17 protein-coding genes are annotated in these 14,089 nt (G+C 40.9%); 10 read left to right on the top strand and 7 right to left on the bottom strand.

Annotated features, from left to right (window positions below; translation table 11 throughout):
* Nucleotide 1 precedes the first annotated feature (1 nt).
* Nucleotides 2–973, bottom strand: a complete 972-nt coding sequence (locus tag A3EU_RS0104295; protein ID WP_020534893.1) for a hypothetical protein — start codon at nucleotides 971–973, stop codon at nucleotides 2–4.
* Between the two features lie 587 nt (nucleotides 974–1,560).
* Between A3EU_RS0104295 and A3EU_RS34135 the strand changes: the two genes are divergently transcribed.
* On the top strand, nucleotides 1,561–1,725 hold the full coding sequence (locus A3EU_RS34135; RefSeq protein WP_156825650.1) for a hypothetical protein: 165 nt from the start codon (nucleotides 1,561–1,563) through the stop codon (nucleotides 1,723–1,725).
* Between the two features lie 278 nt (nucleotides 1,726–2,003).
* On the opposite strand, the gene A3EU_RS0104285 is transcribed toward A3EU_RS34135, so the two are convergent.
* Nucleotides 2,004–2,894 (bottom strand): hypothetical protein, encoded by an 891-nt coding sequence (locus A3EU_RS0104285; protein WP_156825649.1) that lies wholly within the window; start codon nucleotides 2,892–2,894, stop codon nucleotides 2,004–2,006.
* Nucleotides 2,895–2,971: 77 nt separating this feature from the next.
* Between A3EU_RS0104285 and A3EU_RS0104280 the strand changes: the two genes are divergently transcribed.
* Both A3EU_RS0104280 and A3EU_RS0104275 read left to right on the top strand, forming a co-directional pair.
* Nucleotides 2,972–3,247 (top strand): helix-turn-helix domain-containing protein, encoded by a 276-nt coding sequence (locus tag A3EU_RS0104280; RefSeq protein WP_020534890.1) that lies wholly within the window; start codon nucleotides 2,972–2,974, stop codon nucleotides 3,245–3,247.
* Between the two features lie 2 nt (nucleotides 3,248–3,249).
* On the top strand, nucleotides 3,250–3,522 hold the full coding sequence (locus A3EU_RS0104275; RefSeq protein WP_020534889.1) for a hypothetical protein: 273 nt from the start codon (nucleotides 3,250–3,252) through the stop codon (nucleotides 3,520–3,522).
* Here the strand turns inward: A3EU_RS0104275 and A3EU_RS0104270 are convergent, their stop codons facing one another.
* Nucleotides 3,523–4,566, bottom strand: a complete 1,044-nt coding sequence (locus tag A3EU_RS0104270) for a replication initiator protein A (RefSeq protein ID WP_020534888.1) — start codon at nucleotides 4,564–4,566, stop codon at nucleotides 3,523–3,525. It abuts the gene before it with no gap.
* Nucleotides 4,567–5,281: 715 nt separating this feature from the next.
* On the opposite strand from A3EU_RS0104270, the gene A3EU_RS0104260 reads away from it, so the two are divergent.
* The 3 genes from A3EU_RS0104260 to A3EU_RS0104250 are packed head-to-tail and all read left to right on the top strand — an operon-like array spanning nucleotide 5,282 to nucleotide 7,246.
* On the top strand, nucleotides 5,282–5,932 hold the full coding sequence (locus A3EU_RS0104260; RefSeq protein WP_020534886.1) for a ParA family protein: 651 nt from the start codon (nucleotides 5,282–5,284) through the stop codon (nucleotides 5,930–5,932).
* Nucleotides 5,925–6,206 (top strand): hypothetical protein, encoded by a 282-nt coding sequence (locus A3EU_RS29365; RefSeq protein WP_020534885.1) that lies wholly within the window; start codon nucleotides 5,925–5,927, stop codon nucleotides 6,204–6,206. Before A3EU_RS0104260 ends, A3EU_RS29365 begins: the two co-directional genes overlap by 8 nt.
* A 50-nt stretch (nucleotides 6,207–6,256) precedes the next feature.
* Nucleotides 6,257–7,246 (top strand): toprim domain-containing protein, encoded by a 990-nt coding sequence (locus tag A3EU_RS0104250; RefSeq protein ID WP_020534884.1) that lies wholly within the window; start codon nucleotides 6,257–6,259, stop codon nucleotides 7,244–7,246.
* Nucleotides 7,247–7,362: 116 nt separating this feature from the next.
* Here the strand turns inward: A3EU_RS0104250 and A3EU_RS0104245 are convergent, their stop codons facing one another.
* Together A3EU_RS0104245 and A3EU_RS0104240 are read right to left on the bottom strand one after the other, a co-directional pair.
* Nucleotides 7,363–7,842 (bottom strand): hypothetical protein, encoded by a 480-nt coding sequence (locus A3EU_RS0104245; protein WP_020534883.1) that lies wholly within the window; start codon nucleotides 7,840–7,842, stop codon nucleotides 7,363–7,365.
* Entirely contained in the window at nucleotides 7,832–8,428 is a 597-nt protein-coding gene (locus A3EU_RS0104240; protein WP_020534882.1) for a hypothetical protein, read from the bottom strand. The genes A3EU_RS0104245 and A3EU_RS0104240 overlap by 11 nt, the downstream gene beginning before the upstream one ends.
* Before the next feature lie 272 nt (nucleotides 8,429–8,700).
* On the opposite strand from A3EU_RS0104240, the gene A3EU_RS0104235 reads away from it, so the two are divergent.
* The 4 genes from A3EU_RS0104235 (at nucleotide 8,701) to A3EU_RS29360 (ending at nucleotide 9,887) form a co-directional block, all read left to right on the top strand.
* On the top strand, nucleotides 8,701–9,069 hold the full coding sequence (locus tag A3EU_RS0104235; RefSeq protein WP_020534881.1) for a DUF6876 family protein: 369 nt from the start codon (nucleotides 8,701–8,703) through the stop codon (nucleotides 9,067–9,069).
* Between the two features lie 52 nt (nucleotides 9,070–9,121).
* The gene (locus tag A3EU_RS0104230; RefSeq protein ID WP_020534880.1) at nucleotides 9,122–9,271 is read left to right on the top strand and encodes a hypothetical protein; all 150 of its coding nucleotides are present in this window, start codon (nucleotides 9,122–9,124) and stop codon (nucleotides 9,269–9,271) included.
* Complete coding sequence (locus tag A3EU_RS0104225; RefSeq protein WP_020534879.1) at nucleotides 9,261–9,461, top strand: hypothetical protein; 201 nt, start codon at nucleotides 9,261–9,263, stop codon at nucleotides 9,459–9,461. Before A3EU_RS0104230 ends, A3EU_RS0104225 begins: the two co-directional genes overlap by 11 nt.
* A gap of 63 nt (nucleotides 9,462–9,524) precedes the next feature.
* Entirely contained in the window at nucleotides 9,525–9,887 is a 363-nt protein-coding gene (locus tag A3EU_RS29360; RefSeq protein WP_020534878.1) for a single-stranded DNA-binding protein, read from the top strand.
* Between the two features lie 31 nt (nucleotides 9,888–9,918).
* On the opposite strand, the gene A3EU_RS0104215 is transcribed toward A3EU_RS29360, so the two are convergent.
* Nucleotides 9,919–10,311: a hypothetical protein gene (locus tag A3EU_RS0104215; RefSeq protein ID WP_020534877.1), complete on the bottom strand. Its 393-nt coding sequence runs from the start codon at nucleotides 10,309–10,311 to the stop codon at nucleotides 9,919–9,921.
* On the bottom strand, nucleotides 10,289–13,162 hold the full coding sequence (gene mobF / locus A3EU_RS0104210) for a MobF family relaxase (RefSeq protein ID WP_020534876.1): 2,874 nt from the start codon (nucleotides 13,160–13,162) through the stop codon (nucleotides 10,289–10,291). The genes A3EU_RS0104215 and mobF overlap by 23 nt, the downstream gene beginning before the upstream one ends.
* Between the last annotated feature and the right edge of the window lie 927 nt (nucleotides 13,163–14,089).

The following is a 14,089-nucleotide window of genomic DNA, read 5'->3' as shown; positions in this document are numbered from 1 at the left end:
GTTATAAGCCGTTTTGATTTACCTTCCTTAACTCTTGCTTCAGTCGATCCAATTGATCCACAACATTGCCAATATCGGTCAGCTGTTGTTGCATAGCTATAATTCCTTCCGACCGCTTGTTGATGGTTTCCAGTAGGCTTTCTACATTATTCACAAGCTCATCAAATCGCTGCTTTTTTTGATCTACTTCTCCAATTACCGATGTAGCTGTTTCTTGCAACGCTTGGTACTGCTCTACAGCGCCCCGAAAGCTTGATGATGATTCTTCTAACATTGTAGCAGCTCTCCCCTGCATCGACTCTAAGCTGGCGAAACTTTGCTCTAGTAACTTAGTCTTATTTTGGAGGTGAATTATTAACTCTTTGGAAGTGTCGTCTACCTTTTGACTGTAGCCAGCTAGCATTTCTTGGGTAGTGTTTTTCATTTCCTCAGAATACATGTCTTTCGCCTGATTGTTGAGTGCAATTAGCGTTTGTCCAATGTTTTTTTCTACCTTTTCGAATACCGTAGCGAGATCGCTTACTAAGTTACTGGTTAAGCTGTCTACTGATTTAGCAAGTGTAAGAATATGCTCTTGATTGCTAGATGTTTTCTCTATAAGATCTTTTAATAAAGCAGCAGGATGCTGGTCCCAGTTGTTCTGTTTTTCCAGCCAGTCTAGTTTTCCTTTTACCAAAAATGAGAATATAACACTACCAATAATTCCAATAATAGAAGTAGAGAATGCCGCAGCCAGATTCTGTACTAGAGCATTTACATCCTTTATCTTTTCTAGGTTTAAGTCTTCTGATGATAAATAGAAATACAAGACTAAGAAAGTGCCTAGTACCCCGATACTTGTACTAAACCCCGGTAAAGAATTGAGGATACGTCGGCTTTTACTGAATATCAAAACTAATATGCCTACCAAGAGAATTACCCCTAAGCATATTGGGTTGATATTAGCTAAAAAGAAGTTTTCTTGATCAGCCATTTGGGTCTTTCTAAGAAGTGTTTTTGAGAGATACTGTATATGACTAACAGAAACGAAAAAATGCGTACAGCATTGAATGCTTTCTGTTAGATGAAAAGCTGCTTTGCAAAATAAAGCTACTATATCATTATACGAGAGAAATACAAAAATGTTTGAGATGTGTTTTTTACACTCCTCAAAATGAAATCAACCCACATAAAATTTAATTGCTGACCAGTAGGTATAGTCACTAGCCTGCAATTTGATAAGCTTACTCTAGTATTGATTCTAAACCATCCCCTCCCCAACCGTCCACATCTCCTCGTCTGCGATAATCAGGAAGCCGATAGCTTCGTTCTTCACCTATTATATGGCGCAATTCAAGCCCTCTCTAAATATTTTGCAGCCCCCCCATCACCCACAGAAAAGTCCTTGTCTTTTGAGCCATTGGCTACCAATTCAACAGTAGTCAAGTCACTTCCTAAGCCTGCTAAAGCAATAAATTAAACTTTTTTGTGTTAAAAAATCAAAAATTCATCATATTAAAAAACTTATTGTTTTATATTGTCCTCCCGAATTTTATACTAAGAGAAAACCAGTTGTCCCTCATGAAGAACCTCTCCGACGCACAGGTGCGTAGGCTGCGTCAGCGTGCGTCTGATCAAAGTGAAAAGAATACATCCCGGTTGGTGGTGTTGCTACGTCTATTCAATAAGTACAAAAAGACGAGCGAAGGCAAAAAACAACGGAATGTTGGAGAGGAAGAGGAATAATTTTTTAAAACTTCTAAAATCCCCCTAAAGAAAAAATTAAAATCCTTATAATCGACTGATTATCAATACTATTAAAAACACAATTCACATCCTGCTGGGATCACTATCAAAGAAACGTTGACCTTGAAAATCAACAACTTACGCCCAATTATTTTGGAGAGTTGTCGTTTGCGTTGACGTTTTAAGCTTGGTAAAGTTAGGAAAATAGGTCAGACTCGGCAATGAGTCTGGCCTTTTTCTGTTATTGGAAGCCTAATATCTCTTCAAGAAAAATTTACTTAGACATCATATTTCTCTTCTAGTAAGGTTCTTAACTCTTTAGATTCTTGAGGCGAAAGCTCCGAGAGTGTTTTTGCAAGTGTTTGAAGTTTTTCCTTCTGAGTATTTATTTGCTTTCTAATATCTGCTACAAGGGCTAGGTTATTCTTTATTATCACATCCTCCCAGACTGAAGGAGGAATTATTTGTATGTTCTGCTCACCGGGCGATATATTGAACAATATCTGTCTATCAGCAGGTATTTGAGCTAGGTCATCATAAATAACAAAAGCAAACTTATCAGCAACAAATGAATACATAGGTGATGTACCAATGGCAATGATTAGATTCTTAGTATCATCTGAAAACTGATTCGTCGTGAACACCCCATACGGAAAAAAACTGGTGAGAAAATTATCTTGCAATTTTTCATTAAGCTCTTGCCTACTAGTTGCTCTAAATTTTTCTAACTCCACACGAAGTGCTTCTTCCAACTCTCCTGAAAAATTATAATTTTGAAAAACCGGCAGTCCTGAGATAGAGGCTCTCCAAAAAATTGAGTAGAAGAAAAGATGAGTTAAAACTGGAGGAATATTAATCAATGTTACTGCACCAACTTCGGGGACAGGAGCATTCTGATCATTAGGATGAATACTTTTAATAGAATCTGCTACTAATCCTTCTAATACACTGAAGTATTCTTCACACTCTGGACATAGAATATAATCTTCTTTAGGTGAATCCTGTATTGTTATCTTACCTTCTTTTGTAGAACTTATTATGAACCCCTTTTTGTTAGATTTACCTCCAAGAAAACTTGAAGACATAAACTTAGGGATGATATGAGAATTTGTCTTAGTAGCCTTGTTAGCTTTGCAGAGTAAGCATAAATCTTCTTGATTGCGAGACATAACTGTATTTTCAATAACATACATCTTGATCGAAGAAATAGTTCCTATGTATTATCTTTGGAATCATAACTCAGAATGTGCCAGAATTAAGTAACAACATCAACATCATCTGCCTAGAATCCGAGGCCCTCAAGTCGCTAGTCAAGCAATTGGCCATAGAGCTTAAGGACGATCCTGCCGATGACTGGATCAACGAAAAGGAAGCGATGGGTATTCTGGATATTGCGTCAAAGACCACTTTTCAGAAATACCGCGATACGGGTGAGATAATATTCAGTGTGGTAACTGGTAAGAAGTACTTGTACAAAAAATCCTCCATCGTTGCTTTTATTGAAAAGCGTTCAAATCAGTAAACATGGCTAATACTGACCCAATAGCAGAAGGCTTCAATGCCGGATACATTATCGAGAAACACCAACCCGAGTTGGCGCAGCAGTTGAATACCGCCGTGGAGAGTATCGAGGATGAATTCTTTCAAGGCTTTGTAGCGGGTAGTCAGCAATATGCTAAAGAGCGCACGCAAAGTAAGACGATCTCTAAACTGAGGGATGCTTCTCGCTCTATCCCCCGCCCTACTCGTGATCGAAGTAAGGATGATAAGGATAAAGGGTTTGAGATTGACCGCTAGTTATTGCGGTGAGTGAGCGACCTTCTTCTTCACAAAAGAAATAAAAGCCCCATTCACATTATTGGGCTTAAAGCCATCCAGGAGAGCTTTTGAGAATTGCGAGTGTAGATCATTAAAGTCCCAGCCCGTACTCGCCTGTTGGGTGATACTACGCGCTTTTCCGATGGTTTCAGGGCTGATCGTCGGTAGATCAAAAATATCAACTGTTTCTTTTCTGGCCTTGAAGTGCACCATATCATTCTCTATCAGGCGAATGAAGTAATCGGGTAAGTGGTTGTTTTTCTCTATCTGCCGGATGAAGAAACGGAATTTCTTGAGCGTTGAGGTTGATCCCGTTTTCTCTTTGAGTTTTTCCAAACTGATTTTCCAATCACTACTTCTGCCACAATGTTTACGGGCTATTTCGTAGAGCCTGCGTTCCAAGGCTTTGCCCAGCCGAAAATAGTCTCGATTGATGGTGAGCACTTCTTTACCCAAAATGGAATTATAGAACCAATCCGACAGCGTGACCTCCAATCTTACCATACGGTTTTTGACCTTACTGCTTTCTATAATCTCGTAGCTATCGATCAGTCCAAAGGCTTTGGTAATCTCTCGCTTATTGGTCTTGATGTTGGTTTTGATGCTAACGCCTTTCAAGCGATCTAAGGCATTCTTTAGTAGTTCGTAACCATTCCCGTTGGTTGGTCGATTAGTGGCTACCAGTAAATCGTGGCTGGAAATACGCAAGGTTTTAGGTGGTAGAACCCCTTTATTAATTTGCTCCATCAGTAAAGAGCCACAATACAGCAGAACGTCTTTATCAAATATCGTTGGCAGACCATCGGTATTGGGTTTGATGATTACACTGGCTGTGCCATTTTCGTACACCAGATTACGTAAGTCCTTCTTCTTTGAAAGACTAAAGATCGGATGACTCATAGAAGCCATATCGTCTTTGAAAGGCAGATTATCGAAGATGTCAGCGATGAAGAAATCCTTGGTCGGATGTCGATCCGGTAATAAGGGTAAGTTTTCTTTTGGGTCAAATAATACGCTTTGCATTCCCTCCTCTTCGCAATTTCAGGAACCAGAATAGCAGCATTTTCAGTGCTGACAAGCCTTTTTTTCGCAGTTTCAGGAACCGCTAAGCAAGAAGTGTTTTTCAGCCCTCCCCTTCCCTTTAGAATTCCACCAAAGACGTTCGCAGTTTCAGGAACTTTCGTACGCAATTTCAGGAACCTTCGTTCGGAACTTTAGGAACTTTCGTACGCAGTTTTAGGAACCGCTACTTTCGTCAAAGCTAAGGTTTACTAGGCTTGCAGCCCGTTTCTAAGCCCCGTAACACTACACTAACACTATTATAACGAAGTGATTAACACTAGAGGGCTTGGTGATTTTTTGTATTTCAAATAACCTATAAGTAATTCGCTAACGCGAATCGGTTTTTATGTTTGAGCTATTGAAAGATAAAAAAGAAAAAATTCCAGGGTCAGCTCATCGTTAACAGAACATTCCTAATTGTAGAACCTGGTTCCTTATAGCAAGAAAGCGTGCTTATTGGTTTTCTTGCTTTCTCTATTTCGTGCTAGAAATATTTACGTCTAGTTGATAAGCCAGAAACCTTCCTAGCCAGAAAGCACGAAAATATCCTATCGTGATTTTATTGCATCGTGCTAACACAAAAGCTTCTTTTTCACCCATCTTTCTATCGTTTTTTCTTTCCTCTTACTAGGGAGCCATGTAAGCTAATTGTACTTGAACCAATAGAAGGAGTGAGATGAAAATAGGCGTTTTATCGCAGAAGGGAGGAGTCGGAAAATCTACCCTCACCAGAGCATTAGCCGTTGAATATTCCCGTAATGATTGGGAAGTTAAAATTGCGGATATGGATTTGAAACAATCTACCTCAACGATTTGGAACCGTAAACGAATGGATAATGGTTTTACTCCCAAAATTGCCGTAGAACCATTTTCATCGGTAAAAGATGCTTTGAAAAATGACAGTCAGTATGACCTGATCATTTTTGATGGTGCAGGGCAGGCGGATGTACAAACCTTGGAAATCGCAAAGGTGTGCGACTTCATCATCTTACCTACTGGTGTCACCGCTGATGATTTGGAACCTCAGGTTAAATTGGCACATGAACTCAAGAAAAAAGGAATAGCCAGACAGAGAATAGGCATGTGCTTAAGTCGGGTAGGTGGTAGTAAAAATGAACTGGAAGCCGCAGAGGAATATATCAAAGCAACGGGTTATACCTTTTTGGGCTTGATTGCAGAAAAGACCTCCATTGGGCAATGTTCCGACAGTGGTTTGGCAGCAAATGAAACCAAATATGATTCGATCAATCGCATTGCTGATCAACTTATTCAAAATATTTACAATCACATTGAGCAACTAGCAAAAGAGGAGGTTCGTTATGGCTAATCTTAAAAAACCTAATAAGTCACTTGCCCGTAAGGGAACACCACCAGCGGAAGAAGAAGCCAGTAACAACCTCACTATTGTAGAGAAAAGCGAGGAAAACTCAAATATCCAAGCTCCTAAAGCACCCAAGGAAGAAATCAGACCGCTTAATTTTAAGGTACCGAATTCTTTCCGAAAACGGTTTAAAAATTATGCCGTGAATAACGACGTAACCATGTCAGAATTACTGGTTAACTGCTTTGAAGCGTATCTAGTAAAACAAGAAAACAAGTAATCTTCCTAACACGATAGCACGAAATCGTGCTATCTATTTAAGAGGTCTTCATGTCTCCAATTATCAGCTACAATGCCCAATGGGCGAAGGAAAATATTTCTTTACCCGATCTTTTAAGTGCCTTTGGTCACGATCCGGTAAGTGTCACAAAACATGGTTATGAATATTGGTATAATTCCCCTTTTCGCTACGAAAAAGAGCCAAGCTTTCATACGTCCTATTTAGGAGGAAAGTGGATATGGAATGACTTTGGTCGTGGAGACGTACAGGGTAACGGTAATGTCATTGGCTTTTTACAACTCCACGAGAATGTAACCGTCAGTGAAGCATTACAGATTCTACGCAATCTCTTTCCCCATAAAGGGCAGGGGGTGCTTTGGAGTAAAGTAAACAAGCTTCCATTATTCCAGGACATTTCCTTATCCCAAAAAGAATTAGGGGCAGCACCCGCAGAGAATAATCTTGAAGTCACTAAGGTGAGGGAGCAAGTTTGGGATAAATCCTTGATTGGTTATTTAGCAGGGGAGCGGAGTATTGATTATCAGTTGGCCCTAAAATACCTCAAGCATATTTCTTACACCAATAAGAAAACGGGTAAGACTTATCAAACGCTTGGTTTTGAGAATGAATCTGGAGATTACGAGTGTAGAGATAAATTTTTCAAAGGCATTCTTAAATCGCCTAATGCCGAGGACAGGAATACTGCAAAAGACATTTCCTACATTCCGGGATCAGAGAAGAATAGCGTTGCTGTATTTGAAGGCTTTATGGATTTCCTGACTGTGCTAACACTTAAAAAAGTGCCCGTACTTCCCGTGGATGTGATTGTTCTTAATATGGTGAATATGAGACGGAGAGCCATTGATTTTATCAAGCAATCTAATTACGAGCATATTTATACCTTCTTTGACAATGACCAGTCTGGTGAGAAAACGACCACGTTCTTCAAAGAGGAATTAGGGCAGGGGGTGAAACCACAAAATCACCTTTATCAAGAATTCAAAGACTATAATCAGTATCTACAAGCTAGAAAGGGCTAATTTTTTCTTTTCAATAGCATATCTAAATTGGGGCTTCCGCCGCTTAGAATAGCGTCGGGCAGGCTATCCACGACGGTGATCCGAGGGATGCCGTTTTCAACGGCTCGTTCCTATCCCTAAGCCGGAGTATCTTCCGTTTTATACCAGTTCTCTTCTGCGAAAATGGCCTCTACGTCAGCTTTGAAGGCTTTGTAGTCGAAGGGTGCTACAAATTTGCGCTCGTGCGCAGCAATCGTATCAATTCCTTCCAGGAGGGCTTTTTCCATTAGCCTGATAACCGTTGCTTCATCAGCAGCTACGATCTCCTCATAAGGCACTCGTATTCCAATGTCTACACTGGCTCTTTTGGGAAAATAGTCACTTCCTACCCAGCCGGAAAAATTACGGGTTAGTTTTTCTATAACTACGAAAGTGAAGTAGAATTTGACGATGCCATCACCGTATTTTTTCAGGTCAATTTTTTGTCCTAATACTTTCAAAAAAAGACCGGGATCTACTTTGGGGTATAGCTCATGCCAAATGCGGCCAGAGATAAATATCTGCTGGTCTTTAGCTTGTGCTTCCAATGTTAGTAAATGTTCTTCTTTAGCTATCATATTTATTCCCTGGTGGTCGTAATATTATTATGTCCCGCTCCTTTGCTTCTGGCAAAAACGGATAATTATAAATCATTATTTTCTCCTGCTTGAGGCATTCTCCGTACGTTCCCCAGAACAGTGGTAAGAATAACAAGTTCTCTGCTCCATAGTTTCCATTGGGATAACGCTCAGATTCTTCTTTTCTGGTAACACCATACTTCCAAACGTTTCCTTTGTATAAAAATATGACTTTCTGGGCAGAAGGACAAGCGTAGCAGGGGTAAACACCATCCTTTGTAGCTACTAGCGCATATTGGACAGCATTATCGATTTCTTCTAACTCTTTAGCAAGCTTTGCTTCTCGCTTAGAGGATAAAGCCATATCTCCTTCTGGATTCACCACTAATCCCGGGGGAAGGTCTTTTTGTGACATATAATACTTTCGCCCCACATGCAGGCTTCCCAAAGCTATAAGAATCAATAACAGGATCGGCAACCAGCCTGAAGGACGTGGTGAATTATCTTCAGAAATAATTCTCAAAGTAGAAGAGGAAGAATGATTGGAAGGCTCTAATTTCCTAGCAGAGCTTTTAAGGCTAAACATGAGCTATTTGGCTGGTAAACAGCATCCAAAGCTACGACAAAGTCTAGATAATCAGCAGTATAAGTAGTTAAAAATTAAGATTTCTTACTAAGGGTTTCACCCTCGCGCCTAGCAATAAAAATAGGCTACGACCGTGTGGTGAGCCGATGGCTCTCTGCCCGCACCACTCTCACCGATTTTTCTTTGCTGTTGCTACCCTACTGTTCGGCCACGAGGCAGAAGGGTATAGCGCAAATGCTATAACCCTTTAACAACAAGTAGGAGAAGTCCAAATGAGTAAAATATATACAAACGAATTGAAAGCAGCATTGGAGCAGTTTTCAGGAACAGAGAAATATTATTTCAACCCATTATTTCCCGAACATCGATATACGGATGGTATCAAATATCTGGCAACGGAGGCGGGAGCATATTGGTTAATAGATTTCATCTTTTCTTACTGTGAAGTTCCTGCGCTGGATGGAGAGGAATTTCAAGTCTGGAAACTTTTGGTCAATGCTGATGAGTCTGCATCAATCAAAGTCGAAGATGGAAATAGTAATCAGCTCAAGGAGTTCAGAATTCCATTCACGGATTTTCCACTGCCACAAATAGAACTTTGGCTAGTTGACCAAGTACTGATTTTACCAAGTGAATATTAATGGAGGAGAGAACATGGAACGAATCACCCTAATAGATACAATACAAAGGCAAATGGAAAACGATGATGAGAACCGTCACAGACAGGAGAAATACCTATTCCAAGCCTATAAGGATGGTAAAATTGATGACTTCTTAATCGCATTGTGCGGATGGAGTTTTAAAACAATAATAGAATTGAACGAGGAAGAAAATGCAGATTAAGGAATTTGAAAAATATCTAAAAAAGGAAGGTGGCTATTACTACCGCCCCAACATCACCGTACATTATTACGAAGATGAGGAAACAGGCAAGTGCGGTTTCTGGGGTAATTACAAAGGCGATGAGACAGAAGATTTCGACAGTCTGCAAGCGCTCATGGATGCTCACAGCTGGGTAGAGCTACCCGTTTAAAGTTTTTCTTGCTTGATGCCAAAAGCAAGATATTTTATCAATCCTAAACAAAGGAGAATAATCATGGCAAATAACAATACAGTAAAACTAATCGGCTTCTTAGGAGCGGAAACAAAAGTGATCGAGAGTGAAAGCAAAACCTTCGCAATTTTGCGTTTGGCAACAGCTGATTCCTACAAAGACAAGGAGACCGAAGAATGGAAAGACAAAGCTACGATCTGGCACGATGTCATCCTATTCAGTCCTGCGCTGATCGAAGAAGCTAAAGCGTATGAGAAGGGAGCTAGACTGGAAATAAACGGTTCCTTGAATTATCGGGACTTCAAAGTACTTGAGGATGGGAAAGAGTTTACCAAGAGAGAAGCTTCTATCATTGCTTATAAAGTAAAACAGGCACCGCCGAAAAAAGAACAGGCGAATGCTTAGTGCGCTTTTAAAGGGCGATTTTTCGCCCTTTTTACTGCATCATCTCAAAGTCAATGGAACTGACATAAACATCCTTTCCTTCGGAAGTACTAAATGAACTTTGGGGTTCTTTGATCCATAGCACTTGATGCTGAATAATGTGGTCAAAGAGTTTTTCCAGATGACCTCCTCGGATCGTTACCACCATGCGGGTGGTCATCAAAGTAATGGAATTCGTACCATTAAAATCCATCGGGGAAATAATGTCATGGTAATGAATCGCTTTTTGTTCCCCAATAGAAGTCACGAATTTCAGCGCGATGGCATTGCCTTCTCTAGCATCGGCAATACCATAGAATTCATTATTTCCCCGATATTTTAGGGCAGCACTGCTCTCTCGTTTAATCAGAGAGGGGATACTATTACTTTGCTCTGATCGGTGCATTCTTTACGGGTTTTATCGGTTTTGAAACAACGCTAATAATGGCAGCTTTTTTATCCTGCCACTTTTCGTTGATGTTTGCAACTTTTGATTTACCAGCTTGGTAAATTGAGCCGATAACTTTGAGCTTATCTTTCATTGATTTCTCTGTCTTAACCAGCTCCTGCCCTACTTCCGAGGCGGTCATCCGCTGTGCAGATCGTTGAATTGAGCTGAGTAAACCCTGCTTATCATCGGTATGGATGGATATGGCAAATTTGCCACGGGAGGCAGATACATAAAATTGCTCTTTGCTCGCCGCTTTCCCTGTCATGGAAGATTGCATGATAATAACCCGATTAACGGATTTTCCCTGTGAGGCGGGGGAAGTCGTATAATAGCCATGGGTCAGGTTACCAAAATTTCGTGCTAGCACGATTTCGTTCTTTCCCGTTGATGCTCGAATATTGCCCTGTTTATCAAATCCCGTCACCGTGAGGATGTTGCCATTATTGAGTCGGGTCCGCTCATTGGAAAATCCGTTCTGGGTAATCCTGATTTTATCCCCTTGTGATAAAGCTATTGTTTCGGAACGATACACTGAAAACTTAGACGCTTCAGCCATGGGTAAAACTACCCCTTTCTCTTTTTTCTTTTCACCAGCATCCTGGTTTCCTATTCTCACTAAACCGTTTTCATCTTTTCCCAAAACCTGGTACTTAGTGCCACGTTTTATGCCTCCCTTGATATTCTGGTGAAACTGGATGATTTGCCCTGCTTCATATTGGGTATGATCCTGCTTCTGAGCATCGGTCAGTGACAGGTTTTTCTGAACCTGAAAAACCTTCTCCTTACCGCTTAAAACGCCTTCCGTTTTAAGCTTGTCACGGATCGTTTCCGTAACCCCTTGTCCCTGAGCATGGGTAGTGGCTACGATGAGCACATTCTCCTTGTTCTTCAAGGAAGTAGCGTATTCATTAGCGATATTCTCCTTGGCTTCCTCAAAACTATCAGCCTCTTTGATCGCTCCCATCTGCTCAAGGGTTTCGTAGCCTTTTTCCAGATTTCCATTCGAGATGGATTTTACGGCACTGCGATAATCCGCATTTTTTTGCCGTTGTATTTTGGTGATGGTAGCGGGTTTTATACCACCAAACTGCTCGATAATGCGTAGCGCATCACCTCGCTCAACCGATCCGTGTTGTTTAATATCACCCGTTAAGAGGATGCGAGCATTTTGCTGTTGTGCCACTTCTATCACTCGGTTCATGGTTTTGTTGCCTACCATGCCTGCTTCATCGACCCAGATAAAACCATCTTTTACCGACTCCTGAAGCTTCTCGCTTTTGAGTAATTCGGCAATGGTCGTAGCATTTTCAAAACCATCTGCTCTTTGCACTTCACGGGAGGCCGCAGAGGAGGGTGCAAAGGCTCCAAAATTCACGCCTTTTTCTCTCATTCCTTCGGCGACTTCTTTGATCGACCAGGTTTTTCCCGTTCCTGCATCACCCGTAACAACGGTGATAAAATCTTTAGAGGTGAGGACGTGCTGAACGGCTCCGACTTGCTCCTCGGTCAATAACTTATTCTTGACTTGATAGTCATTATGTACTGGTTCGAAAATGGCTCTGCCCTGTTGTGATACTTGCTTGAGTTGTTGTTCTTCAGCGATCGCTTCTTTGGTGGTATAGATGGTTTCATTTCGTTGCTCGTCTCTCCTACTGAGTATATCTTCTCTACCATTCAATTCCTTACGCAAGGATTCGGGAGAAACTGTCCCTATGCCACGTTTTAAAGCAATGGTGAGTAGTTCTTTTTCGCTGGCTACGGATTTCCGCTCAAGCGTATGATCAAGGGCATAATTGATCGCCTCTTTAGCACTAAATCCGCCATTTTTATTTTCAATAGCATAACCCAAGCCAACGACTCGCTCCGTAATCTTAGACAGGGAAGCCATGCCGCCGCCACTCGGTGGCGGCTCACTTTTTGCGCTTCGGATCAATTCCCGCTCACTTTCTGAAAGACGTGACCTCCATTGCATCCGAATATCTTCCTTGTCATACCCAGTGCGTTTGCTCGCACGGGTTTTCGCGCCCAGCTCCGCTTTGTCTTCCGCATAGGACAGACCAAGGGCTTCCGATTTTTCATTAATCTGGCGAGTGCGATTAGAGAATTTCTCAATGGTGCTACGCCCAAAACCTTTGATCTCAAAATCGCGCTCATTGCGTTCAATTTGATAGCCGACTTGTTGCAGCTTATCGGCTAATCGGGCGTTAAAAGCCGCTTCAAAATAAGGGGCATTGGCTTTTATCTCGCCAAATTGTGCAGCTTTGAAACGCTTTTCTTTTTTATCATAAGTAGCATTGAAGACAAAAACATGCTGGTGTAAATGTGGATCTGGTATACCGCCAACTGGTCTGGCATCTTCGTGCGTAAATGCTCCCCAAACAAGATTTTCAGTAATGCGATTTTCATTTCTTCCTCTGCCTCTTACTCTGGTTGCTGCTTCTTTTTCGATCTCTAACATGGTTTCTTTAACCGCATCATCGAAGGTTGAAATAATCTCTTTATCTTGAGTTTGAGAATAGATAATGGAGACGGATTTTGGGACTGAAAAAGTAAAGTCATATCCTACCCGTCTTGCGTTAGAATTGCGGGCCGTAAGTTGGTCGCCGGTGAGCGGATTTTGGTTTTTTGCCAGCATGGCAAAATCGTCTTTTTTGATCTCACCCGTCAGTCCAATTTGCTCCGCAGTACGTCCTTGCCACCGTCCGACGACCTCTCCTTTTTCGGCGTAATAATCGGACTTCGACAAACCTTCGTCAAAGTATTTGGTGGCACCTTCAGCGGACTTACTTACCGTAATTCGAAGCATATTTGACGTGTATTTTAGTATTAAAAGTTAGTTACAGGCGTCTCCCCTTAGCACAGCTAGAGGTCTTGGAAGCAAGTTACCATGAGTTGTAAATCAGTGCAATAGGGAGGTTTGGGAAAAGACGGGAAAACTGAAAATATGAATGTTTTATAGTACTCTACTTAACTTTTTCAGAGGTAATTTTGCCAAATAACAGAGTGGAATCATAGATTTATTCATCACTCAAATTATATGTAAAATGCAAGAAGGTATAAATAACAGGATGAGTAACCAAGCAGCCTTAAGAAGCTTCTTGGGAATGAGCCCAAAGCACAATATGNTTATCAACGCGATGTTTCATGTGTACTTCTTCGCAGTATCATCATGCAGCATACCTGTTCGATTGCTCTTAAGAAAAAATATGGGGGAGAGAGCCTTTAGTTTATTCAGCTTTCTAACATGTATATTCTTCTTCTTGTTAAGTAATGTATTAATTCTTTCGATGAGATTCAATGATGGAGGTTACTTAGATAGTAGCTACTCTCTACTCTTGAAACTACCGACAGATGGAAGTTTTTTTCAAGGGCAAATTCAAAGTTTCACCTTAATTATCTTTCTTCTTCTCATTAACCCTACGTTTATTCTCACCGTAATCATTATAAAGTTCGGGGTCAGTCATTTCAGGGATTGCATAAAAGGCATTGAGGACAATCGGCTACACTACTCTCAATATCGAGGCGATAGTATTTACTATGACAAAAACAAGGGAGATACTTTTCTAGGATATCCAATTACCCCTTTACTTACAAGAATGGTTGTGGAACCACTTTCAGTAATTAAATTAATTGCACCTACTCTCTTCATATTTCTTATGCTCCTATTGACTGTCAATTATGAGACCCCATCTATTCCGGGCTTCTTTACAAAATATGCTCTAGAAGGGATGCT

Origin of the sequence: Lewinella cohaerens DSM 23179 (genome assembly GCF_000379805.1) — a bacterium.
GTDB classification, from domain to species: Bacteria; Bacteroidota; Bacteroidia; order Chitinophagales; family Saprospiraceae; genus Lewinella; species Lewinella cohaerens.
The sequence above is the reverse complement of the archived record's forward strand: the minus strand, read 5'-3'. Positions and strand labels throughout refer to the sequence as shown.

Bases quoted from the DNA above. Each gene is read 5' to 3' on its own strand.
- A3EU_RS0104295 (WP_020534893.1), bottom strand. From the start codon at position 973: ATGGCTGATCAAGAAAACTTCTTTTTAGCTAATATCAACCCAATATGC.
- A3EU_RS29360 (WP_020534878.1), top strand. From the start codon at position 9,525: ATGGCAAATAACAATACAGTAAAACTAATCGGCTTCTTAGGAGCGGAA.
- mobF (WP_020534876.1), bottom strand. From the start codon at position 13,162: ATGCTTCGAATTACGGTAAGTAAGTCCGCTGAAGGTGCCACCAAATAC.
- A3EU_RS34135 (WP_156825650.1), top strand. From the start codon at position 1,561: ATGAAGAACCTCTCCGACGCACAGGTGCGTAGGCTGCGTCAGCGTGCG.
- A3EU_RS0104250 (WP_020534884.1), top strand. From the start codon at position 6,257: ATGTCTCCAATTATCAGCTACAATGCCCAATGGGCGAAGGAAAATATT.
- A3EU_RS0104230 (WP_020534880.1), top strand. From the start codon at position 9,122: ATGGAAAACGATGATGAGAACCGTCACAGACAGGAGAAATACCTATTC.
- A3EU_RS0104215 (WP_020534877.1), bottom strand. From the start codon at position 10,311: ATGCACCGATCAGAGCAAAGTAATAGTATCCCCTCTCTGATTAAACGA.
- A3EU_RS0104285 (WP_156825649.1), bottom strand. From the start codon at position 2,894: ATGTCTCGCAATCAAGAAGATTTATGCTTACTCTGCAAAGCTAACAAG.
- A3EU_RS0104270 (WP_020534888.1), bottom strand. From the start codon at position 4,566: ATGCAAAGCGTATTATTTGACCCAAAAGAAAACTTACCCTTATTACCG.
- A3EU_RS0104235 (WP_020534881.1), top strand. From the start codon at position 8,701: ATGAGTAAAATATATACAAACGAATTGAAAGCAGCATTGGAGCAGTTT.
- A3EU_RS0104240 (WP_020534882.1), bottom strand. From the start codon at position 8,428: ATGTTTAGCCTTAAAAGCTCTGCTAGGAAATTAGAGCCTTCCAATCAT.
- A3EU_RS0104260 (WP_020534886.1), top strand. From the start codon at position 5,282: ATGAAAATAGGCGTTTTATCGCAGAAGGGAGGAGTCGGAAAATCTACC.
- A3EU_RS0104225 (WP_020534879.1), top strand. From the start codon at position 9,261: ATGCAGATTAAGGAATTTGAAAAATATCTAAAAAAGGAAGGTGGCTAT.
- A3EU_RS0104245 (WP_020534883.1), bottom strand. From the start codon at position 7,842: ATGATAGCTAAAGAAGAACATTTACTAACATTGGAAGCACAAGCTAAA.
- A3EU_RS29365 (WP_020534885.1), top strand. From the start codon at position 5,925: ATGGCTAATCTTAAAAAACCTAATAAGTCACTTGCCCGTAAGGGAACA.
- A3EU_RS0104275 (WP_020534889.1), top strand. From the start codon at position 3,250: ATGGCTAATACTGACCCAATAGCAGAAGGCTTCAATGCCGGATACATT.